This window comes from Klebsiella sp. HMSC16C06, from assembly GCF_001808325.1.
Classification (GTDB): Bacteria; Pseudomonadota; Gammaproteobacteria; order Enterobacterales; family Enterobacteriaceae; genus Klebsiella; species Klebsiella variicola.
On record NZ_KV792988.1, the window covers coordinates 110200 to 131514 of the forward strand.

18 protein-coding genes are annotated in these 21315 nt (G+C 58.9%); 11 read left to right on the forward strand and 7 right to left on the reverse strand.

Translation table 11 applies throughout. The annotated features are described in order from the left end of the window. Positions 1 to 42 precede the first annotated feature (42 nt). Together HMPREF3142_RS05230 and ppnP are read left to right on the forward strand one after the other, a co-directional pair. Complete coding sequence (locus HMPREF3142_RS05230) at positions 43 to 723, forward strand: AroM family protein (protein WP_008805351.1); 681 nt, start codon at positions 43 to 45, stop codon at positions 721 to 723. A 77-nt stretch (positions 724 to 800) separates the two neighbouring features. Beyond that, complete coding sequence (gene ppnP, locus HMPREF3142_RS05235) at positions 801 to 1085, forward strand: pyrimidine/purine nucleoside phosphorylase (protein WP_002890284.1); 285 nt, start codon at positions 801 to 803, stop codon at positions 1083 to 1085. A gap of 71 nt (positions 1086 to 1156) precedes the next feature. Here the strand turns inward: ppnP and rdgC are convergent, their stop codons facing one another. Continuing rightward, positions 1157 to 2068 carry a recombination-associated protein RdgC gene (gene rdgC / locus HMPREF3142_RS05240; RefSeq protein ID WP_002890285.1) on the reverse strand — a complete coding sequence of 304 codons (912 nt, stop codon included), beginning with the start codon at positions 2066 to 2068 and terminating at the stop codon, positions 1157 to 1159. 91 nt (positions 2069 to 2159) lie between these two features. Here rdgC and mak point away from each other — a divergent pair, with 91 nt between their 5' ends. Next, a complete protein-coding gene (mak, locus tag HMPREF3142_RS05245) occupies positions 2160 to 3074 on the forward strand; it encodes a fructokinase (RefSeq protein ID WP_012542714.1) in 915 nt (304 codons plus the stop codon). Positions 3075 to 3280: 206 nt separating this feature from the next. Here the strand turns inward: mak and sbcC are convergent, their stop codons facing one another. Next, the gene (sbcC, locus tag HMPREF3142_RS05250) at positions 3281 to 6418 is read right to left on the reverse strand and encodes an exonuclease subunit SbcC (RefSeq protein ID WP_070611725.1); all 3138 of its coding nucleotides are present in this window, start codon (positions 6416 to 6418) and stop codon (positions 3281 to 3283) included. Further along, positions 6415 to 7620, reverse strand: a complete 1206-nt coding sequence (gene sbcD / locus HMPREF3142_RS05255; RefSeq protein WP_012542712.1) for an exonuclease subunit SbcD — start codon at positions 7618 to 7620, stop codon at positions 6415 to 6417. Before sbcD ends, sbcC begins: the two co-directional genes overlap by 4 nt. Before the next feature lie 182 nt (positions 7621 to 7802). On the opposite strand from sbcD, the gene phoB reads away from it, so the two are divergent. Together phoB and phoR are read left to right on the forward strand one after the other, a co-directional pair. After that, positions 7803 to 8492 carry a phosphate response regulator transcription factor PhoB gene (gene phoB / locus HMPREF3142_RS05260; RefSeq protein ID WP_002890343.1) on the forward strand — a complete coding sequence of 230 codons (690 nt, stop codon included), beginning with the start codon at positions 7803 to 7805 and terminating at the stop codon, positions 8490 to 8492. Positions 8493 to 8513: 21 nt separating this feature from the next. Further along, on the forward strand, positions 8514 to 9809 hold the full coding sequence (gene phoR / locus HMPREF3142_RS05265; RefSeq protein ID WP_012968845.1) for a phosphate regulon sensor histidine kinase PhoR: 1296 nt from the start codon (positions 8514 to 8516) through the stop codon (positions 9807 to 9809). A gap of 79 nt (positions 9810 to 9888) precedes the next feature. Here the strand turns inward: phoR and HMPREF3142_RS29275 are convergent, their stop codons facing one another. Then, positions 9889 to 10230, reverse strand: coding sequence for a hypothetical protein (locus HMPREF3142_RS29275; protein WP_153242733.1), 342 nt, complete (start codon positions 10228 to 10230; stop codon positions 9889 to 9891). On the opposite strand from HMPREF3142_RS29275, the gene brnQ reads away from it, so the two are divergent. From brnQ to malZ, 3 genes are all read left to right on the forward strand, one after another. Next, positions 10222 to 11541 carry a branched-chain amino acid transporter carrier protein BrnQ gene (gene brnQ, locus HMPREF3142_RS05270; protein ID WP_012542710.1) on the forward strand — a complete coding sequence of 440 codons (1320 nt, stop codon included), beginning with the start codon at positions 10222 to 10224 and terminating at the stop codon, positions 11539 to 11541. The genes HMPREF3142_RS29275 and brnQ overlap by 9 nt on opposite strands. 86 nt (positions 11542 to 11627) lie before the next feature. Beyond that, positions 11628 to 13001, forward strand: coding sequence for a proline-specific permease ProY (gene proY / locus HMPREF3142_RS05275; protein ID WP_070611727.1), 1374 nt, complete (start codon positions 11628 to 11630; stop codon positions 12999 to 13001). Between the two features lie 150 nt (positions 13002 to 13151). Beyond that, on the forward strand, positions 13152 to 14969 hold the full coding sequence (gene malZ, locus HMPREF3142_RS05280) for a maltodextrin glucosidase (RefSeq protein ID WP_064170781.1): 1818 nt from the start codon (positions 13152 to 13154) through the stop codon (positions 14967 to 14969). Here the strand turns inward: malZ and HMPREF3142_RS05285 are convergent. Beyond that, the gene (locus tag HMPREF3142_RS05285; RefSeq protein WP_012968843.1) at positions 14966 to 15868 is read right to left on the reverse strand and encodes a LysR substrate-binding domain-containing protein; all 903 of its coding nucleotides are present in this window, start codon (positions 15866 to 15868) and stop codon (positions 14966 to 14968) included. The genes malZ and HMPREF3142_RS05285 overlap by 4 nt on opposite strands. 268 nt (positions 15869 to 16136) lie before the next feature. On the opposite strand from HMPREF3142_RS05285, the gene HMPREF3142_RS05290 reads away from it, so the two are divergent. The 3 genes from HMPREF3142_RS05290 to HMPREF3142_RS05300 all read left to right on the forward strand — a co-directional run bounded on the left by HMPREF3142_RS05290 (position 16137) and on the right by HMPREF3142_RS05300 (position 19402). After that, entirely contained in the window at positions 16137 to 16778 is a 642-nt protein-coding gene (locus HMPREF3142_RS05290; RefSeq protein ID WP_002890357.1) for a hydrolase, read from the forward strand. 185 nt (positions 16779 to 16963) lie between these two features. Then, positions 16964 to 17509: an antibiotic biosynthesis monooxygenase gene (locus HMPREF3142_RS05295; protein ID WP_008805362.1), complete on the forward strand. Its 546-nt coding sequence runs from the start codon at positions 16964 to 16966 to the stop codon at positions 17507 to 17509. 24 nt (positions 17510 to 17533) lie between these two features. Next, a complete protein-coding gene (locus HMPREF3142_RS05300; RefSeq protein ID WP_046620445.1) occupies positions 17534 to 19402 on the forward strand; it encodes an amidohydrolase in 1869 nt (622 codons plus the stop codon). Positions 19403 to 19461: 59 nt separating this feature from the next. On the opposite strand, the gene fba is transcribed toward HMPREF3142_RS05300, so the two are convergent. Both fba and HMPREF3142_RS05310 read right to left on the reverse strand, forming a co-directional pair. Further along, complete coding sequence (gene fba / locus HMPREF3142_RS05305; RefSeq protein WP_162493339.1) at positions 19462 to 20316, reverse strand: class II fructose-1,6-bisphosphate aldolase; 855 nt, start codon at positions 20314 to 20316, stop codon at positions 19462 to 19464. A gap of 35 nt (positions 20317 to 20351) precedes the next feature. After that, complete coding sequence (locus tag HMPREF3142_RS05310; RefSeq protein WP_008805365.1) at positions 20352 to 21314, reverse strand: carbohydrate kinase family protein; 963 nt, start codon at positions 21312 to 21314, stop codon at positions 20352 to 20354. Position 21315: the final 1 nt, after the last annotated feature.

Consider the following 21315-nt stretch of genomic DNA (forward strand, 5'->3'; position numbering starts at 1 on the left):
GTAAGTCTGTCTTGAAGCAGTGGTAGTGAAAAGGTACATGATATGAGTAGTGCAACGATGGCAATTTTGACCATCGGCGTTGTGCCGCTGGCGGGAGTGTTGCCGCTCCTGACCGAACATATCAGGGAAGAACAGATCACCCACATTAGTTTGCTGGGCGATATGACACATGCTGAGGTAACCAAAGAGTACGCGGTGGGTGACGGCGAGCAGGGCCTGCTGACCTTGCTCAATGATAACCAGCTGGTGATGGTATCGCGGCAGAAAATTGAACGCGATATCCGCAGCGTGATCGCGATGCTGGATCGGCAGAACTATGATGTGATCCTGTTGCTTAGCTCCGAACAGTTAAGCGGTTTTACAACCCACCATGCGATCCTTCTTGAGCCGCAGCGGATCATCCCGCCGCTGGTGGCGTCGATCGTCGATGGGCATCAGGTGGGGGTGATCGTGCCGGTGGAAGAGATCATGCCTATGCAGCGGCAAAAGTGGCTCTCGCTGGAAAAGTCGCCGTACTACGCGCTGGCCAACCCTTTTACCGGCAGCGACAGTGAGTTATTAAGCGCCGGCAAAACGCTGCTGGAGCAGGGCGCCGACGTGCTGGTGCTCGACTGTCTCGGTTACTATCAGCATCACCGCGATGTGTTACAAAAAGCCCTGGACGTCCCGGTTTTGCTGTCGAATGTGCTGGTTTCCCGACTGGCGGCAGAACTATTGGTCTAATGTGTTAATTTCACGTGACAGGGGCAAGGAGCGCCCCCTATATTGAGCCTTTAACCGACGATCAGAAGGGCTTGTTTATGCTTCAAAGCAATGAATACTTTGACGGAAAAGTGAAATCCATTGGCTTCACCAGCAGCAGTACCGGTCGCGCCAGCGTTGGCGTGATGGCGGAAGGGGAATACACCTTTGGTACGGCGCAGCCGGAAGAGATGACGGTGGTCAGCGGGGCGCTGAATGTCCTGCTGCCGGGTGAGACTGAGTGGAAAGTTTACGCCGCCGGCGAAGTTTTCAATGTGCCAGGCAACAGCGAATTTCATCTGCAGGTGGCTGAGCCAACCTCTTATCTGTGCCGCTATCTGTAAGCCAGAGTGACACCCGGCGCCTGCCGCCGGGTTGTTTTTTCCTTCCTGCCTGGCAGGAAGGAAAGCGGCGCTTAGCGCTGCGCTTCGCCGCCGAGCCCTTCTACCAGGCTTTGGATCAGGGCAGCCAGCTCGCCGGTCATTAAGATAAAGTCGGCGTCAAAGCGCTGGGCGAAATCTTCCCGATCGATATCTTCGTTTTGGTCACGTAATTCATCGCAGAACTTGAGGCGCTTAATTGACGCATCGTCGCAGATCACAAACTGAATACGCTGCTGCCAGTCCAGCGCCAGCTTGGTGACGACCTTCCCGGCCTCAATGTGCACGGCGATTTCGTCGCTGACCAGATCCTGTTTCTTGGCGCGGATCACGCCGCCATCTTCCAGCATCGCTTTCAGCTCGGCTTCATCCAGCAGCTGGAAGCCCTGCGCCACGGTGCCGGAGCGGACCCATTCGGTCAGCGTCAGCTCAATCGGATTCTCCAGGGTCAGCGGCACCACCGGCAGCGAGCCGAGGGTTTTACGCAGCAGGGCCAGCGTGTCTTCCGCTTTCTTCGCGCTGGCGCAGTCGACCATGATCAGGCCGTTAACGGTATCGATCCACATCATCGTCTGGCTGAAGCGGCTGAAGGCGCGCGGCAGCAGCGAGTGCAACACTTCATCTTTCAGGGAATCTTTCTCGGTCTTCTTCAGCTTGCGGCCCTGATCGGCTTCCAGCTTCTGGATCTTCGCCTCCAGCGCCTGCTTGATCACCGGCGACGGCAGGATCTTTTCTTCTTTACGCGCGCAGATAATGATCTGGCCGTTTGCCGTATGCGTCAGCGCGTCGCTGTGCGATCCCATCGGCGACACCCAACCGGTTTTCGCCATATCCTGGCTGCCACACGGGGTAAATGTCAGCTCGGCCAGCTGTTTTTCCATCTCCTCGGCGCGCAATTCGATATCGCGGCTGAGACGGTAAACCATTAAATTTTTGAACCACAGCATGATAATTTCCACGGCTTTGTCGTTAAATCAGGCGGGCATGATAGCGAATTGTCGCTATGCTTGCATTGTTAATCGGGGTGAGGAGCTGAGCGTGCGTATTGGTATTGATTTAGGTGGAACAAAAACCGAAGTGATAGCCCTGAGCGACCAGGGAGAGCAGCTGTTTCGCCACCGGTTACCCACGCCGCGTGAGGACTACCGGCAAACCATCGAGACTATCGCCACCCTGGTAGCGATGGCCGAGCAGGCGACCGGACAGCAGGGTACCGTGGGGATGGGCATTCCTGGCGCAATTTCGCCCTATACCGGGGTGGTGAAAAACGCCAACTCGACCTGGCTCAACGGCCAGCCCTTTGATAAGGATCTCAGCCTGCGCCTTGAGCGTGAAGTCCGGCTGGCCAACGACGCCAACTGTCTGGCGGTGTCGGAGGCGGTGGACGGCGCGGCGGCGGGGGCGCAAACGGTGTTTGCGGTGATTATCGGCACTGGCTGCGGCGCCGGGGTGGCGCTCAACGGGCGGGCGCATATCGGCGGCAACGGTAACGCCGGCGAGTGGGGGCATAACCCGCTGCCGTGGATGAACGACGATGAGCTGCGCTATCGCGCCGAAGTGCCCTGCTACTGCGGTAAACAGGGATGTATCGAAACCTTTATCTCCGGCACCGGCTTTGCCACCGACTACCAGCGGCTGAGCGGCAAGGGGTTAACCGGCAGCGAGATTATGCGTCTGGTGGGCGAAGGTGACGAAAAGGCCGAACTGGCGCTGAGCCGCTATGAACAGCGGCTGGCGAAATCGCTGGCCCACGTGGTGAATATCCTCGACCCGGACGTTATCGTGCTGGGCGGCGGGATGAGCAACGTCGAGCGTCTGTATCAAACGGTACCGGACCTGGTGAAGCAGTGGGTCTTCGGCGGCGAGTGTGAAACGCCGATCCGCAAAGCGTTGCACGGTGACTCCAGCGGAGTACGCGGCGCGGCCTGGCTGTGGCCGCTCCAGGGGACCTGAACCGCTCCCCCTCACCCCGGCCCTCTCCCTGCAGGGAGAGGGAGAAAAGCGGTACGGTGCGGGTGGTAGAGGCAGTGGCCGGGAACCCCTCACCCTGCAGGGAGAGGGGAATCGCAATAGCGTGCGAAATTACAGACCGGCGCCGGACGGTTCCCTCTCCCTCCGGGAAAGGGTTAGGGTGAGGGGACATCGCCATAATTCAGACCTCACTCCACCGCAAACACTCTGTCCAGCCGACTGTAGCCCAGGCCATTTATCTTCTTCACTTTGATCTGCACCGGAATACGTTCCTTCATTGCCTCCACGTGGCTGATCACCCCGATAATTTTGCCGCTGGCGTTAAGGGCATCCAGGGCGTCCAGCGCCGTATCCAGCGTTTCGCTGTCGAGGGTGCCGAACCCTTCATCGAGAAACAGGGAGTCAATCCGTGTTTTATGGCTCACCAGGTCTGACAGCGCCAGGGCCAGCGCCAGGCTGACGAGAAAACTTTCGCCGCCGGAGAGGGTGCGGGTGTCGCGCACGGCGTCGGCCTGCCAGGTATCGACAACCTCCAGCTCCAGCGCCTCGCTGGCCTTGCGTTGCAGCAGATAGCGGCCATGCAGCCGGTTGAGCTGCTGGTTTGCCAGCCAGACCAGATTATCGAGGGTCAGCCCCTGGGCGAATTTGCGGAACCGGTCGCCGGTGCTGGAGCCGATCAGCGAATTCAGATAGCCCCAGTCGTCCGCCAGCTGCGTCGCCTCTGCAATCTGCTGTCCCAGCGCCTGCTGCTGCTGACGGCTTTCATTGTCCTGCCTGAGCTGCTGGCGGATCTCACCCTGACGGGTCGTGTTGTCCCGCAGCCGCTGGGCCAGGGCGTGCAGCTGCGTTTGCAGGGTGGGGCCGTCAGCGTCTGATCCTTGCGGCCGCAGCGCCAGATGCGCCTGTTGCTGCTGAGTCGCCTGCTCGCAGAGCACCGTCGCTTGCTGAAGCTGCTGCTCAAGCGACTGTTTTAACTGCGTCAGCCGCTGGGCGGTCTCGTCATCCAGCAGTGCGGCGAGGAACGCCTCCCGATCGTTGAAGCGGCTGGCGGCCAGGGCAGTCGTGAATTGCGTCTGTGACTGATGTACGCGCGCCGTTTCTTCGGTCTCCAGTTGCTGCTGGGCGACAAGCTGGCTGTGCAGCGACAGGCATTCCTCGTGGATTTCGCGCCAGTTGTCCGGGATCACCGGCTCAGCCTCCGCGTCATCCTCATCGCCGGGCGGCAGCGTATCGAGCAGCGGTTTCAGGGCGGCGATCTGCTCCTGGAGCGCGCCATGCCGCGTCTGTTGCGCCTGCCACCGGGCAAATTCGCTTTCGCGAGCGTGCAGCCAGGCGGCTTCTGCGCCTTCTTCCGGCAGGCTGAGCGACAGCGTCTGCAGGGCGTTCTCCAGCCCCTGGCGCGTGGTCTCCAGCTGCTGGTGAGCCTGGCGCTCCAGCGCTTGCTGGTCGTTGAGCTGGCTCTGTAACATCAGACGCTGGCTGAGCTGATAGAGCTGCTGCTCGTAGCGCTCCTGCTCCTGCATCCAGTCGTTTATCTCTTGCGCAATATCCCGCGTGACCTGCAGAGCGGCGCAGGTTTCCTGCCACGCTTTAGTGAGCGCTTGCTCTTCCTCTGTGAGCCGCCGGGCCGCTTCGGTCTCACGCTGGAGCTGCTGCGTCAGGGCGTTGACCTGCCCGAGGACCAGCAGACCTTCTTCTTTCAGCGCGGCGACCTCTTTTTCCAGCGCGTCGCGGCGGCGCTGATTATCCGTGACCGTTAGGGAGGCGTATTGCTCAATCGCCGGATGTTCACAGGATCCGCACAGCGGGCAGGGCTTCCCCGCCTCAAGCCGGGCGCGGTAACCTTCCAGATCTTTAATCGTTTCTTCCCGCTGGCAGAGCGCCTTCAGGTCGAGATAGTGCTGGTTTTTGTCTTTATATTGCTCCCGACGTTGCGTCAGGGTGGCATTGAGTTTTGCCTGCTCCGTTTGCGCCTGCTGGATGTTCTCGGCGCTCTGCCGCAGGCGTTTGTGCAACTGCTGATGCTGTTCATGCAGGGAGAGCAGCCGCTGGCGCAGCGGCCGCGATTGCGTTTGCTGCGCCATCGCCGCCGCGACTTCCTCTGCGGACAATGACAGGGAGCTGGCCGGCAGAGCGCTTAGTTTCTGGCGCAGCGCGGCCAGGCGGGTGGTCTGAGCCGTTAGCTGCTGTTTATCGCGCGTCAGTTGCGAGAATTGCGCCCGCCAGCCGGCAATCTCCTGTCCCCATAAGCGGAATCGGTCATGGGCCGCCAGCCACTGCGCCAGGTCCGTCAGTTCAGCCTGACGCTGCTGCTGAGCGTGCAGGGCGCTGCGGCGGATGCGCGCGCGCTGCGCGGTGCAGGCAAGTAAGCGAGCATTTACTTCGTTGATCCGTTGCCGGGTTTGCGCCAGACCTGCCACCTGTTCCTGCTGACGCTCCCACAGGGGGCGCAGTTGGGCGGCCGGCTGGGCCAGCTCAAGCTTCGCCAGCGCCGGGGCGGCGTCGGTCAGCGCCTGGCGGGCCTGCTGCTGCCGGCTAACCGCCTGCTGGTGCTGCTGCGCCAGCTCGTCGCAGCGCGTCAGCCACTGAAGCTGCTGTTGCTGGTTTTGCTGCTGCGTTAGCAGGGTTTTTTCTTCGTCAGTGAGTACCTGCAAACTTTCCTGCAGCGCCTGCTGCTGCGCTTCCGTCAGCAGAACGATGCCCGCCGCCTGGGCTTCGAACTTCTCCAGCGCGTGGCGAGCAGCTTTGTGCTGTTCGTAGACCATGGCCGAAATCTGGCCGTAGATTTCCGTGCCGGTCAGCTCCTCCAGCAGCTCCGCGCGATCGCTCGGCTTCGCGTTCAGGAAGGCGGCAAATTGTCCCTGGGAAAGCAGCATCGAGCGGGTGAAACGGCCATAGTCTAGCCCGGTGAGCGTCGCGGTTTGCTCCAGTTTGTCCGAGACCTTATCGGCGAGGATTTTGCCGTCGGCGCAGCGTGCCAGCTCGACGCGGGGCGCCTGCAGATTGCCATCCGGTTGGTTGCGTGCCCGGTTCTGGCTCCAGAAAGCGCGGTAGGCGGTGCCTTTGACTTCAAACTCGACTTCCGCCAGACATTCGGCGGTATCGCGGGTCATCAGGTCATTTTGCGACTGGGAAACTTTATTCAGGCGCGGCGTCTCGTGATAAAGCGCCAGGCAAATGGCATCGAGCAGGGTGGTTTTGCCGGCGCCGGTGGCGCCGGTAATGGCGAACAGGCCGTTGCTGACGAACGGCTCGGCGGTAAAGTCTATCTTCCATTCACCCTTCAGGGAGTTGAGGTTTTTCAGACGCAGACTGAGGATTTTCATGCGTTTTCGTCCTCCGCGGTGAGCGTATGCAGCGTATGGGTGAACAGCTCGTGCAGCCGGGCGCGCTTGTCATCGTCAATCTCGGTCAGCGCCAGCCGGCGCTCGAACACCTCTTCCACCTTCAGTTCGCTGAGGGTCTCCCGCTGGGCGTTGAGCAATATTTTCTCGCGCTGCTCGCGGCTGCGTCGTACCAGCAACACTTCCACCGGCAGATCCTCCGTCAGCGCCTGAATATGACGCTGAATATCGTGCAGGTAGTCCTCGGTGGTGATTTCGATATCCAGCCACACCGGCGGGTCCTGCTCGACGCCGCGCCACTGCTCCAGCTGGGCGGTGATGGCGGCCAGATCGCCTTTGATCACTGCCAGCGGCTGGGTCACGGGCACCTCCAGGGTTTCCACGGCGCTGAGGCGCCCGTCGTTAAAACTCACCAGGTGCACCGATTTGGCTTTGCCGGTTTCATCGAAGCTCAGCGGCAACGGCGAGCCGCTGTAGCGGATGTGCTCGCAGCCACCGACCACCTGCGCCCGATGAATATGGCCCAGCGCAATGTAGTCGGCAGGCGGGAAGTGTTGCGCCGGAAAGGCATCCAGCGTGCCGATGTAAATGTCGCGGACGGCATCGCTTTTGCTGGCGCCGACGGTGGTCAGGTGGCCGCTGGCAATGATGGGCAGCGGCCGATCGCCGCGCAGCGCGCAGGCTTGCTGATACTGCTCCTGATAATAGTCGCTAATAGCGTGCAGGAGCTGTTGCTGTTTTTCTCGACCGGAGTGGCCGGCCTGACTGGTAACCAGCTCGCGGGGGCGTAAAAACGGCACCGGGCAAAAGATGGCGCCAGGGGTGCCGTCGCGCAACGGCAGCTCAATGGGCGCGTAGCCGGCGTTCGCCACCACGGTGGTGTGCAAAAAGGCGAGAATATCGCGGGACTCATTGAGCATCGCCACTGAATCGTGATTGCCCGCCAGCACCACCAGGCGACAGCCGGTCTGCTGCAACTGGACGACAAAACGGTTATACAGCTCGCGGGCATAGCTCGGCGGCGAGCCGGTATCAAAAATATCGCCAGCCACGATAATGGCGTCGACTTCATGCTCCTGCGCGCGGGCCAGCAGCCAGGTAAGAAAAGCGTCGTGTTCTGCCGCGCGGCTTTTGCTGTAAAAATTCTGGCCCAAATGCCAGTCGGAGGTGTGAAGGAGGCGCATAAATCTTCCCTAGCGAAAAAAGCATGGGCGGCAGTATATCATTTGTCGGCGCGGGGTAAGTCCGCGTCATGCTTCAAATTACCCGATCATCAGACCGTCATTTTTTTCATAAATCTGTCACAAAAGTGACGCATAATGACGCCGCACTTCTATACTGATGGCTAAAAAACACAGGGTAAATAATGGCGAGAAGAATTCTGGTCGTTGAAGATGAAGCTCCAATCCGCGAAATGGTCTGCTTTGTTCTGGAGCAAAATGGCTTTCAGCCCGTCGAGGCGGAAGATTATGACAGCGCGGTGAATCAACTCAATGAACCCTGGCCTGATTTGATTCTCCTTGACTGGATGCTGCCGGGTGGTTCCGGGCTGCAGTTTATTAAGCTGCTCAAGCGCGAGGCGATGACGCGGGATATCCCGGTTGTGATGCTGACCGCGCGTGGAGAAGAAGAGGATCGTGTTCGCGGCCTGGAGACCGGCGCGGACGACTACATTACCAAGCCTTTCTCACCGAAAGAGCTGGTGGCGCGAATCAAAGCGGTGATGCGCCGTATTTCGCCGATGGCGGTGGAAGAGGTGATCGAAATGCAGGGTCTGAGCCTCGACCCTTCGTCGCATCGGGTGATGACCGGCGACAGTCCGCTGGACATGGGGCCGACGGAATTTAAATTATTGCACTTCTTTATGACCCATCCTGAGCGAGTGTACAGCCGCGAGCAGCTGCTGAACCACGTCTGGGGAACCAACGTCTATGTGGAAGACCGCACGGTGGACGTCCATATTCGCCGCCTGCGCAAAGCGCTGGAACACAGTGGCCATGATCGCATGGTGCAAACGGTTCGCGGCACGGGGTATCGTTTCTCCGCCCGTTTCTGAATTTTGACAGGAGTGTGACCCGTGCTGGAACGGCTGTCATGGAAAAGGCTGGCGCTGGAGCTCTTTTTAGCGTGTATTCCGGCCCTGATTCTGGGGGCGTTTGTGGGTCATCTGCCGTGGTTTTTACTGGCGGCAGTGACCGGTTTGCTGATCTGGCATTTCTGGAATTTGATGCGCCTGTCGTGGTGGTTGTGGGTGGATCGGAGCATGACTCCTCCGCCTGGACGCGGCAGCTGGGAGCCGCTGCTGTATGGTCTGCATCAGATGCAGATGCGTAATAAAAAGCGTCGACGCGAGCTGGGAAGCCTGATTAAACGCTTTCGCAGCGGGGCGGAATCGCTGCCGGATGCGGTTGTACTGACCACGGAAGAGGGGGCCATTTTCTGGTGTAATGGCCTGGCGCAGCAGATTTTAAACCTGCGCTGGCCGGACGACAGTGGCCAAAATATTCTCAACCTCCTGCGTTATCCCGAGTTCGCCAACTATCTGAAACAGCGTGATTTTTCTAAGCCACTCAACCTGGTGCTGAATAACGCTCGCCATCTGGAAATTCGCGTGATGCCTTACACCGATAAGCAGTGGCTGATGGTGGCGCGCGACGTGACGCAGATGCATCAGCTGGAAGGGGCGCGGCGGAACTTTTTCGCCAACGTCAGCCATGAACTGCGCACCCCGCTGACGGTGCTGCAGGGCTATCTGGAGATGATGCAGGAGCAGGTACTGGAGGGGGCGACGCGGGAAAAAGCCCTGCACACCATGCGAGAGCAAACTCAGCGTATGGAAGGGCTGGTGAAGCAGTTGCTGACGCTGTCGCGCATTGAAGCCGCGCCGGCGCTGGCGATGAATGACCGCATCGACGTGCCGATGATGCTGCGGGTGGTGGAGCGCGAGGCGCAAACTCTCAGCCAGGAGAAACAGACGCTGATCTTCACCGTTGACGAGCAGCTCAAGGTGCTGGGTAATGAGGAGCAACTGCGCAGCGCCATTTCCAATCTGGTCTATAACGCGGTGAACCACACCCCGCCGGGGACCGAAATTCGCGTCAGCTGGCAGCGGACCCCGCAGGGGGCGCTGTTCAGCGTCGAGGATAATGGGCCAGGCATTGCGCCAGAGCATATTCCCCGTTTGACCGAGCGTTTTTATCGGGTGGATAAAGCTCGCTCCCGGCAAACGGGGGGCAGCGGCCTGGGACTGGCGATCGTCAAACACGCGGTCAACCATCATGACAGCCGGCTGGAGATCGACAGCACGGTGGGCAAGGGAACCCGTTTTAGCTTCCTGCTCCCGGAACGATTAATTGCCAGAAACGACGCCTGATCGGCGTGCTGTCAGCTTATCTTGCCAATGACCAGCCCCGGCTGGTCATTTTCGTTGGCATCCTTTTTTCCTCGCCTATTTAATGAACGCGTGCTGCTTTTTTGTTCGCATGATAAGCCACGGGTTTTCCATCAATATGGTAAATGATTCTGGTGTGAAACTGATAACCAGCATAATCATCTGCTTTTGCGATCGTGCCTTGCTTTAAAACGTTATAAGCGTTTAAATTGCGCCTGCGCAGTCGATGACAGACTGCTTTTGCGTGGTAATACCAAAAACAATTCTTTCCCACGCCGCTTCGGGAGCATATCTCGCTGAGTTTACCGGCAATGGCCGCTGTATCGTCCCTGAGAGGGGAGCGCGGTATTTTTCCATTTTTTACAACACCACATCCACAGGCAGTAATGAATTTATGACCCATCAGTTAAAATCTCGCGACATCATAGCGTTGGGCTTTATGACCTTCGCGTTGTTTGTTGGCGCAGGCAACATAATTTTCCCTCCGATGGTTGGCTTACAGGCGGGCGAGCACGTCTGGACAGCGGCGATCGGCTTCCTGATCACTGCGGTGGGTCTGCCGGTGCTGACGGTGGTGGCGCTGGCGAAAGTCGGCGGCGGCGTTGAAAGCCTGAGCACCCCGATTGGTAAAGTGGCGGGTATCCTGCTGGCGGTGGTGTGTTATCTCGCGGTGGGACCGCTGTTCGCGACCCCGCGCACCGCGACCGTCTCCTTTGAGGTCGGTATTGCGCCGCTGACCGGCGACGGCCCGCTGCCGCTGCTGATCTACAGCGTTATCTATTTCGCGCTGGTGATTCTGGTCTCCCTCTATCCGGGCAAACTGCTGGACACCGTGGGCAACTTCCTTGCGCCGCTGAAAATTATCGCCCTGATTGTGCTGGCGGTCGCGGCCATCATCTGGCCAGCGGGCCCGATCAGCGACGCGCTGGAAGCGTATCGTACGGCGCCATTCTCCAATGGCTTCGTCAACGGCTACCTGACCATGGATACCCTCGGCGCGATGGTGTTCGGGATCGTGATTGTCAATGCGGCACGCTCCCGCGGCGTCAGCGAAGCGCGTCTGTTGACCCGCTACACCGTCTGGGCTGGCCTGATGGCAGGCGTTGGCCTGACGCTGCTGTACCTGGCGTTGTTCCGTCTGGGTTCTGACAGCGCCACTCTCGTGGACCAGTCCGCCAACGGCGCGGCCATTCTGCACTCCTACGTGCAGCACACCTTCGGCGGGGCGGGCAGCTTCCTGCTGGCGGCGCTGATCTTCATCGCTTGTCTGGTGACGGCGGTGGGCCTGACCTGCGCCTGCGCCGAGTTCTTTGCCCAGTATCTGCCGTTCTCCTATCGCACGCTGGTCTTTATCCTTGGCCTGTTCTCGATGGCGGTCTCCAATCTGGGGCTGAGCCATCTGATTCAGGTGTCAATTCCGGTGCTGACCGCTATCTATCCGCCGTGTATCGCACTGGTTGTATTAAGCTTTACCCGCAGTTGGTGGCATAATTCGTCCCGCGTTATCGCGCCGGCCATGTTTATCAGTCTGATGTTTGGTATCATTGACGGGATTAAGTCATCGGCGTTTGCCGCGATTCTGCCGGCCTGGACCGCGCGTCTGCCGCTGGCGGAGCAGGGCCTGGCCTGGCTGATGCCCACCGCCGTGATGGTGTTCCTCGCGGTGATCTGGGATCGCGCAGCCGGACGTCAGGTGGCCTCCAGCGCCCATTAACAGGCGTTAAGGAAAAGCGTTTAACCACGGGACTTCGGGTTCCGTGGTTTTTTATTTTTTGTGTTAAACGGCATTGAAAAACCACGATGGAAAGTAGTAACAAGCTTAAGCGCGGGCTAAGCACCCGGCATATCCGCTTTATGGCCCTGGGTTCCGCCATCGGCACCGGGCTTTTTTACGGCTCAGCCGACGCCATTAAAATGGCCGGACCCAGCGTGCTGTTGGCCTACATTATCGGTGGCGTCGCGGCATATATCATTATGCGGGCGCTCGGTGAGATGTCGGTCCATAACCCTGCCGCCAGCTCATTTTCCCGCTATGCCCAGGAAAACCTCGGCGGACTGGCGGGCTATATCACCGGCTGGACCTACTGCTTCGAAATCCTGATCGTCGCCATCGCCGACGTCACCGCCTTCGGTATCTACATGGGCGTCTGGTTCCCGACGGTGCCGCACTGGATCTGGGTGCTCAGCGTGGTACTGATCATCTGCACCGTCAACCTGATGAGCGTCAAGGTGTTTGGTGAGCTGGAGTTCTGGTTCTCGTTCTTCAAAGTGGCCACCATTATCATCATGATCCTCGCCGGGTTCGGCATTATTATCTGGGGGATCGGCAACGGCGGCCAGCCGACCGGCATTCATAACCTGTGGAGCAACGGCGGCTTCTTCAGCAACGGCTGGCTGGGGATGGTGATGTCGCTGCAGATGGTGATGTTCGCCTACGGCGGCATCGAAATCATCGGTATTACCGCCGGTGAGGCGAAAGACCCGGAGAAATCCATTCCGCGCGCGATCAACTCGGTGCCGATGCGTATTCTGGTGTTCTACGTCGGCACACTGTTCGTCATTATGTCCATCTATCCGTGGAATCAGGTGGGAACCGACGGCAGCCCCTTTGTCCTGACCTTCCAGCATCTGGGCATTACCTTCGCGGCCAGTATTCTTAACTTCGTGGTCCTGACAGCCTCCCTGTCGGCGATTAACTCCGACGTGTTCGGCGTGGGCCGTATGCTGCACGGTATGGCTGAGCAGGGCAGCGCGCCGAAGGTGTTCGCTAAAACGTCGCGCCGCGGTATTCCGTGGGTGACGGTGATAGTGATGACTATTGCGCTGTTGTTTGCGGTGTATCTCAATTACATCATGCCGGAAAACGTCTTCCTGGTGATCGCCTCCCTGGCCACCTTCGCCACGGTGTGGGTGTGGATTATGATCCTGTTGTCACAGATTGCCTTCCGCCGCCGTCTGTCGCCCGAAGAGGTCAAGGCGCTGAAATTCAAAGTGCCCGGCGGAGTGGTGACCACGGTAGTCGGCCTGGTGTTCCTGGCCTTTATTATCGCCCTGATCGGCTATCATCCGGATACCCGTATCTCGCTGTATGTCGGTATGGCGTGGATCGGCCTGCTGCTGCTGGGCTGGGTCTTTAAGACCCGTCGCGATCGCCGCCTGGCGCAGGCACAGTAAATGCACCGCCCCGGTCAGCATCACGCGACCGGGGCGGCTTGCAGTCCCGCGTCCTCCCCCGTTATCCTCCCCCAAAAAATCCTGTGATGATGAGTTCTGCGCCTGACGGCTATGGCAAGGTGTGCCCATTCTGCACAATGAGGATTCACGATGTTGAAGGCATGGCACCTTCCGGTTGCACCCTTTATCAAGGTGCAACAGGACCGACTGTTTATTACCCTGTGGTTAAGCGGTGAGTCGCTGCCGCAGCGGATCACGCTGCGCGCGGAAGAGGATAACGAAGAGCTGTCGCTGCCGATGCAGCGGCTCCGTCAGGCGCCGCAGCCAGGCGTGGTGGCATGGCGCGGTGAAATCTCTCTCGCCAGCGGCCAGCCGCGCCGCCGCTACAGCTTTAAGCTGCTGTGGGCCGACCATCAGCGCTGGTTTACGCCACAAGGTTTCACCCGTTTCCCGCCGGCCAGGCTGGAACAGTTTGCCATTGACCTGCCGGACGCCGGCCCGCAGTGGGTGGCCGATCAGGTGTTCTATCAGATTTTCCCCGATCGCTTTGCCCGCAGCGCCGCGCGTGACGCCGACCAGGATGCGGTCTATTACCATCACGCGGCGGGACGGGAGATTGTGCGCAAGGCATGGGACGAACCGCTAACCGGTGAGGCGGGCGGGTCGACGTTCTACGGCGGCGATCTCGACGGCATCAGCGAAAAACTTCCCTACCTGAAGCAACTCGGCGTCACCGCCCTCTATCTGAACCCGGTTTTCGCCGCCCCCAGCGTGCATAAATACGATACCGAGGATTATCGGCGCGTCGATCCGCAGTTTGGCGGCGACGCGGCGCTGCTCCGGCTGCGGCACAACACCCAGCGGGTGGGGATGCGCATGATCCTCGACGGGGTGTTCAACCATACCGGCGATTCCCATCCCTGGTTCGACCGACACCAACAGGGCAGCGGCGGCGCCGGCCATTATCCGGACTCCCCGTGGCGCGACTGGTTTACCTTCTCAGAGGAGGGGCAGGCGCACAACTGGCTGGGCTATGCCAGTCTGCCGAAGCTCGACTATCGCTCGACCAGCCTGGTCAACGAGATCTATGCCGGCGAGGACAGTATCGTACGCCACTGGCTGAAAGCGCCGTGGAGCATGGACGGCTGGCGTCTGGACGTGGTGCATATGCTGGGCGAAGGCGGCGGGGCGCGGAATAACCTGCAGCATATCGCCGGCATCACTCAGGCGGCAAAACAAACGCAGCCGGAAGCCTTTGTCTTTGGCGAACATTTTGGCGATGCGCGACAATGGCTGCAGGCGGATGCCGAAGATGCGGCGATGAACTATCGCGGCTTTACCTTCCCGATCTGGGGATTCCTCGCCAATACCGATATCTCTTACGATCCGCAGAAGATAGACGCCCAGACCTGCATGGCGTGGATGGATAATTATCGCGCCGGGCTGTCGCATCAGCAGCAGCTGAGGATGTTCAACCAGCTCGACAGCCATGATACGGCGCGCTTTAAATCGCTCCTTGGTAAAGACGTAGCGCGCCTGCCGCTGGCGGTGGTGTGGCTGTTTAGCTGGCCGGGCGTACCGTGTATCTACTACGGCGACGAGGTGGGCGTGGATGGCAACAACGATCCGTTCTGCCGCAAACCGTTCCCGTGGGATCCGGCGCTGCAGGATACCCAACTGTTGGCGCTGTATCAGCGGATGGCGAAACTGCGTAAGGCCCAGCAGGCGCTGCGCTACGGCGGCTGTAAGGTGATTTACGCCGAGGATAACGTGGTGGTGTTTGTCCGGGTCTACAAACAGCAGCGCGTGCTGGTGGCGATTAACCGCGGGGAAGCCTGCGAGGTGGTTATCGAGGATTCGCCGCTGCTGAACGTGGCCGGGTGGACGCTGCTGGAAGGCGCCGGCGCCTTTCAGGACGGGGTGCTGACCCTTCCGGCCATCTCCGCCAGCGTCTGGTCCGGCCGTTAACGGTAGAGCTGGCTCAGCAGGTCGCCGCGGAGGAGCGCCTCCCGCCACCAGCGCTGAGCCAGCCCGTCATTCCCGCTGCGCCAGGCCATGTAGGTGATATCTTTTTCCCGCCAGCAGGCGACGCTTTTTTCCACCAGACTGCCTTTTTCCAGCCACGGGCGAGCGATATGGCGCGGTAGAAAGCCGCAGCCCAGCCCGGCGCACAGCAGTTCGACTTTACTGGCGAAATCATCGACGCCGATTTGCGGCTGCTCGTCGAGGAGATTGCTGTTTAGCGGATGGCAATAACGGGCGCTGTCGCGGATCACGATGGCCCGATGTTGGCTGAGCTGTTTATTGGTCAGTGGCTCCTTCGCCTGAGCCAGCGGGTGGGCGGGGGCAACCACGAAAATATTATCCAGTGCGCCGAGGGTTTGCCATGACCACTCTGCAGAGGTCGGAGGCTCATTGATGGCGCCGAGGATAATATCCGCGCCATGGTGGGTCAGCTCTTCCCACGAACCGGCGAGGGTGTGATGACTGAAGTTCAGCCGCGTCTGCGGGTTTTGCGCATAAAATTCGGCGATCAGCGGTAGCAGGGCAGAAAAGGGAAACGAAGCATCGAGAGCGATCGCCAGCTCTCGCTCCCAGCCCGCGCTCAGCTGCTGCGCCTGCTTTTCCAGATCTCTGGCGGCGCTCAACAGCTGCCGTCCCTTCTCCAGCATCAGCCTACCGGTATCGGTAAACTTCGCCCGGTGGCCAGAGCGATCCAACAGCACAATATCCAGATCGCTCTCCAGCTTCTGGATCATATAGCTCAGGGCGGCGGGGGTTTTATACAGCGACTCCGCGGCGGTGGCGAAGGACCCGTGTCTGTCCAGGGCATCAAGGATCATGAGTACATCAAAATTCACACGCATGGGGGAGCTATCCATTAATTTATTTTCCCTTGTTGTACCTAAGCACAATAATCAATGCCAGTGAATAAATCAGAACAGTTTGGCGTAAAAATTTGATTAATGCGGATGCGAGCAAATCCTTGCTACGGGCAAAAAAATAAACCACAAAAAAACTTTAATAACTTGTTAGAAATAACTGGCTATACTCACCATGCTTTATCAGTCAGGATCCACACGACGCATTAACCATCATGTCATCTTTTTAACTCATTGATTAAGAAGGTATTTAATGTCTATTCGTGAACTGCTCGATCCCACTAATTCCGCACTTATCTTTATTGACCACCAGCCGCAGATGTCATTTGGCGTGGCGAATATCGATCGCCAGACCCTGAAAAATAACACCGTGGCGCTGGCGAAAGCGGGCAAAATTTTTAATGTGCCGGTGATTTATACCTCCGTAGAGACCAAAAGCTTCAGCGGTTATATCTGGCCGGAATTATTGGCCGTGCATCCTGACGTCAAGCCGATTGAACGTACCTCGATGAACTCCTGGGAAGACGACGCGTTTGTGGCGGCGGTGAAAGCGACCGGCCGTAAAAAGCTGGTGATTTCCGCCCTGTGGACCGAAGTCTGCCTGACCTTCCCGGCGTTGATGGCGCTGGAGGCGGGCTACGAGGTCTATGTGGTGACGGATACCTCCGGCGGCACCTCTGTCGACGCCCATGAGCGGTCTATTGATCGGATGGTGCAGGCGGGGGCGGTGCCGGTGACCTGGCAACAGGTGCTGCTGGAGTACCAGCGCGACTGGTCGCGCAAAGCGACCTACGATGCGGTGATGGACCTCGTACGCGAACACAGCGGCGCCTACGGGATGGGCGTGGATTACGCTTATACCATGGTGCATGGCGCGCCGGAGCGTAAAGCGTAAATCACTTCATCCTTCAGGCTGCCTGATCTTCGGCTGCGTTTACCCGTCCCCGGTCGCTGACTTATCTCCGCTCAGGGGGACGTGCCGGCTTGCCGCCTCGACGTAGCATGAATGATGTTGTGTATGGTCATCTGTGGCTAATGGCGGGAACAATCCCGCCATTCCCCTGAAGCAAGGAACTCTCTATGGCGCAGCAAAAATCGGTGACCCTGGTCATCAGCCATCTGCTCGATCCGCAACACGGCCAGCGCTACGAGGAGTGGCTCGGTAAAATTATGCCCATTGCGGCCGAGTTTCCCGGCCATCTCGGCGCGAATGTGATCCGGCCCGCCGCAGGGCAGAATCTGTGGAGCGTCATAATCCGCTTCGATACCCTGGAGCACCTCTACGCCTGGACGCAGTCGGAAACCCGTCGGCAGCTGGTGGCAGAGATTGCGCCGCTGCTGACGGAAGGCGATCGGACGGAGGTGCGGACCGAGCCGGCCTTCTGGTTTACCCCGCCGACGGCGAACGTGCGCCAGCCGCGGCGCTGGAAACAGTTTCTGATCACCCTGCTGGTGATTTTTCCCAGCACCAACCTGGTGCCTGCGGTCACCGGTATGCTGTTGCCGTCGCTCAAAGGGAGCCTGCTGCTGCACCTGATCAATGATGCCTGCGTGGTTGCGCTGGTGGTCTGGTTCTGGATGCCCATCGTGACCCGCCTGTTTGCTGGCTGGTTAAAGAAAAACTGAGTCAGCCTCCTCAAGGAGTGCGTTATGTCGCAAACTGCCACACTGATTCTGACCCACGGTCAGATTCATACCCTCGATCGCGCGAATCCCCTGGCGGAAGCCGTGGCCATCGCCGACGGAAAAATTGTTGCTACCGGAAGCCACGATCGGATCATGAGCTTTGCCGCCGAGGGGACGCAAATCGTCGATCTCAAAGGGCATACGGTGATCCCGGGCCTCAACGATTCTCACCTGCACCTGATCCGCGGCGGGTTGAACTACAACCTTGAGCTCCGCTGGGAGGGCGTTCCCTCGCTGGCCGATGCCCTGCGAATGCTTAAGGATCAGGCGGAACGCACACCGTCTCCGCAGTGGGTGCGGGTGGTCGGCGGCTGGAGCGAATTTCAGTTCGCTGAGCGGCGGATGCCGACCCTGGAAGAGCTGAACGACGCGGCGCCCGATACGCCGGTGTTTGTGCTGCATCTCTACGATCGCGCGCTGCTGAACCGCGCGGCGCTGAAAGCCGTGGGGTATACCAAAGAGACGCCGGATCCGGTGGGCGGAGAGATCGTCCGCGATAGCCGCGGCAACCCGACCGGGATGCTGATCGCCAAACCGAACGCCATGATCCTTTACGCTACGCTGGCCAAAGGGCCGAAGCTGCCGCTGGATCTGCAGGTGAACTCTACCCGCCAGTTTATGCGCGAGCTGAACCGACTGGGGCTGACCAGCGCCATCGACGCCGGGGGCGGCTTCCAGAACTATCCGGAAGATTACGAAATTATCGAACAGCTGCACGCGAAAGATCAGATGACCGTGCGCATCGCCTACAACCTGTTTACCCAGCGGCCGAAGCAGGAGCTGGAGGATTTCGAACGCTGGACCGATATGCTGAAGCCGGGGCAGGGGACCGACTTCTATCGCGCCAACGGCGCCGGCGAGATGCTGGTGTTCTCGGCGGCGGATTTTGAAGATTTCCTGCAGCCGCGGCCGGATCTGCCGCAAGGCATGGAGGATGAGCTGGAGCGGGTGGTGCGCCATCTGGTGGAGCATCGCTGGCCGTTCCGCCTGCATGCCACCTACGACGAGTCTATCAGCCGGATGCTGGACGTGTTTGAGAAGGTGAACCGCGATATCCCGTTTAATGGCCTGCACTGGTTCTTCGATCATGCCGAGACCATTACCGAGCGTAACATTGAGCGGGTGAAGGCGCTGGGGGGCGGTATTGCGGTGCAGCACCGGATGGCCTTCCAGGGCGAATACTTTGTCGATCGCTATGGTAAAGAGGCGGTGAAACATACTCCGCCGGTAGCGAAAATGCTGGAACTGGACGTGCCGGTGGGGCTGGGCACCGATGCCACCCGCGTCGCCAGTTATAATCCGTGGACCGCACTGTACTGGCTGGTCTCCGGGCGCACCGTTGGCGGGATGGCGATGTACGACGACGACAACCGCCTGCCGCGCGATGTCGCGCTGGAGCTGTGGACGGCGGGCAGCGCCTGGTTCTCCAGCGAGCAGGGCAAGAAAGGCCGTCTGGCCGCCGGTCAGCTTGCCGATCTGGTGGTGCTGTCGAAAGACTACTTCAGCGTCGCGGAAGAGGAGATCAAAGGCATTGAGTCCGTGTTAACGGTGGTTGATGGCAAAGTGGTGTACGCTGCCGGTCACTTTTCGCCGCTGGCGCCGCCGCCCATTCCGGTGCTACCGGAGTGGTCACCGGTGGTGAAGGTCCCGGGCCATTACCGTTCCGCTCCGCCGGCGGCGGCTAAAATCGGCGCCATGGTGCAGATGCACCAGTGCTGCGGCAGCTGCGGCGTTCACGGCCACCAACATGATATTGCGCGCAGGTCGTCGATTCCGGTCTCCGATGAGCAAGCTTTCTGGGGCGTGCTGGGCTGCTCCTGCTTTGCCTTCTGATACCTTGACGCCTCCGCCCCGGCAGCTTCGGGGCGGAGGTTTCAGCCGCAGGCCCGGCGTCAATAGCGCTGCTGTGAGCCAAAAAGCGCCATGCGGCGGGCAATCATCTCACGTACCGGCTGCAGTCCCTGGGTGATGACTTTCCGCGGATCGTTCACATCGTGCCCGGTATCGGCGGCAAAGATCGCTTTCACCTGCTGGCACCAGGCGTACATGTTTTCGGTATTGACGTTAATCTTGGCGGTGCCGCAGGCAATCGCCCGGCGCATATCCTCATCGGCAATACCGGTGCCGCCATGCAGCACCAGCGGGACCTTCACGCGCTCGGCTATGGCTTTCATCTCAGTAAATCCCAGTCGGGCTTTACCTTTATACAGACCATGGGTGGAACCCAGCGCGGCGGCGAGGCAATCCACCTGCGTTTCTGTCACCAGGGTGTAGCACTCTTCAGGATCGGCGTAAATGACCTCGGAGTTAACGATACCATCTTCACTGCCGGCGATGGTCCCCAGTTCGGCTTCCACGGAGATGCCCTTGCTGTGCGCCAGCGCCACCAGGTGGCGGGTGATGGTCAGGTTTTCCCTGAACGGCAGATGTGAACCATCAAACATAATGGAACTGAAGCCGGCAGCGATCGCGGCTTCGCAGGCCTCCTGGGTAGTGCCGTGATCCAGATGCAGAGCCACCGGAATATCAATATGTAAATAATCTATGGCATTAACCACAATATCATGAATACATTTTAGCCCGAGCATATGCTTAACCGTGCCGCCGGACACGCCCAAAATAACCGGTGAGCGGCACTGCTGGGCGGTGCTTAATACGGCGCCGACCCATTCCAGATTATTAATGTTGAACTGACCGACGGCGTAACCGTTCTTTAGGGCATGCTGAAGCATGTCCTTCATCGACACTAACATATTCACCTCTTGATATGTATTAAACGCAGTTATTCTTCAAAATATTGCTTTAAATTTCTCTCGTAGCTATTTAGCGAGTGGTGGACGACCGCCAGATCTGGCATCGATTCCCGTACCCCTTTTTTCTCAATAGAAATAGCGGCGGTCAGGCTGGCAAATAAAATAATATTATCTATATGCCACGAATAATGGACGCCATAGGTAAAGGCACCGTGAAAAACATCCCCGGCGCCGGTGGTATCAACGGCATTGCACAGCCAGGACGGGACGATCTGCAGCATACCGCTCTTTAAGAAGGCGCAGCCTTTTTCGCCAAGGGTGATAAATGCCTCGCCGCGGCAAATTTTATTCAGTTCAATCAGGGCCGCTTTAATGTCTGCTTCGGTGCTCAGTGAACGATAGCTCATATAATCGCGGGCAAAATGTTCGCTTACGACAAAATAGTCAGTCCAGGCCGCCAGTTTAATATTGCTGGCACGCAGTGAACCCCCGTCCATCACGACTTTGGCGTGGGGCAGTTTCTTAATTAAATATTCACTTATTTCTGCCTCATGGCCGTCAATTAAAATGGTGACCGGCTCCTCGCTGGCAATCAGCCGCTCGGCGAGGTCGTCCAGTTTGAGCTTTTGATCGTAGGTCAGGGAAGGTGGCGTTTGCATCTTGCGGGTAATAATCGTCCGCGAACCCGTTAAGCGATTGACCAGCACCGAGGCCAGCGGAGTGATCATGTCATCGGAAAAAACCACCTGGCTGGTATCCACGCCCGCCTCGGCAAACTCATCGATAATGCGCTGGCCGTAAAGGTCCTGATGCAGATGACCAATGTAATAGACTTCCTCACCCCATAATCCCAGCAGCCATGCCGCATTGGCCGCTGGGCCGCCGCCGCTTTCTATAAAATCATGACAAAAGTTTTTGGTATTCTCCTGAGGCCATTCATTGAGAAAGAAAAACTGATCGAAACAAGCAAATCCAATGGACAAAATAGCCATA

What these genes read in the sequence shown, in the direction of transcription:
- sbcC (WP_070611725.1), bottom strand. Translation starts at nt 6,418, where the DNA reads ATGAAAATCCTCAGTCTGCGTCTGAAAAACCTCAACTCCCTGAAGGGT.
- HMPREF3142_RS05290 (WP_002890357.1), top strand. Translation starts at nt 16,137, where the DNA reads ATGTCTATTCGTGAACTGCTCGATCCCACTAATTCCGCACTTATCTTT.
- HMPREF3142_RS05300 (WP_046620445.1), top strand. Translation starts at nt 17,534, where the DNA reads ATGTCGCAAACTGCCACACTGATTCTGACCCACGGTCAGATTCATACC.
- ppnP (WP_002890284.1), top strand. Translation starts at nt 801, where the DNA reads ATGCTTCAAAGCAATGAATACTTTGACGGAAAAGTGAAATCCATTGGC.
- HMPREF3142_RS05310 (WP_008805365.1), bottom strand. Translation starts at nt 21,314, where the DNA reads ATGGCTATTTTGTCCATTGGATTTGCTTGTTTCGATCAGTTTTTCTTT.
- rdgC (WP_002890285.1), bottom strand. Translation starts at nt 2,068, where the DNA reads ATGCTGTGGTTCAAAAATTTAATGGTTTACCGTCTCAGCCGCGATATC.
- brnQ (WP_012542710.1), top strand. Translation starts at nt 10,222, where the DNA reads ATGACCCATCAGTTAAAATCTCGCGACATCATAGCGTTGGGCTTTATG.
- malZ (WP_064170781.1), top strand. Translation starts at nt 13,152, where the DNA reads ATGTTGAAGGCATGGCACCTTCCGGTTGCACCCTTTATCAAGGTGCAA.
- HMPREF3142_RS05285 (WP_012968843.1), bottom strand. Translation starts at nt 15,868, where the DNA reads ATGCGTGTGAATTTTGATGTACTCATGATCCTTGATGCCCTGGACAGA.
- HMPREF3142_RS05230 (WP_008805351.1), top strand. Translation starts at nt 43, where the DNA reads ATGAGTAGTGCAACGATGGCAATTTTGACCATCGGCGTTGTGCCGCTG.
- proY (WP_070611727.1), top strand. Translation starts at nt 11,628, where the DNA reads ATGGAAAGTAGTAACAAGCTTAAGCGCGGGCTAAGCACCCGGCATATC.
- HMPREF3142_RS05295 (WP_008805362.1), top strand. Translation starts at nt 16,964, where the DNA reads ATGGCGCAGCAAAAATCGGTGACCCTGGTCATCAGCCATCTGCTCGAT.
- sbcD (WP_012542712.1), bottom strand. Translation starts at nt 7,620, where the DNA reads ATGCGCCTCCTTCACACCTCCGACTGGCATTTGGGCCAGAATTTTTAC.
- phoB (WP_002890343.1), top strand. Translation starts at nt 7,803, where the DNA reads ATGGCGAGAAGAATTCTGGTCGTTGAAGATGAAGCTCCAATCCGCGAA.
- HMPREF3142_RS29275 (WP_153242733.1), bottom strand. Translation starts at nt 10,230, where the DNA reads ATGGGTCATAAATTCATTACTGCCTGTGGATGTGGTGTTGTAAAAAAT.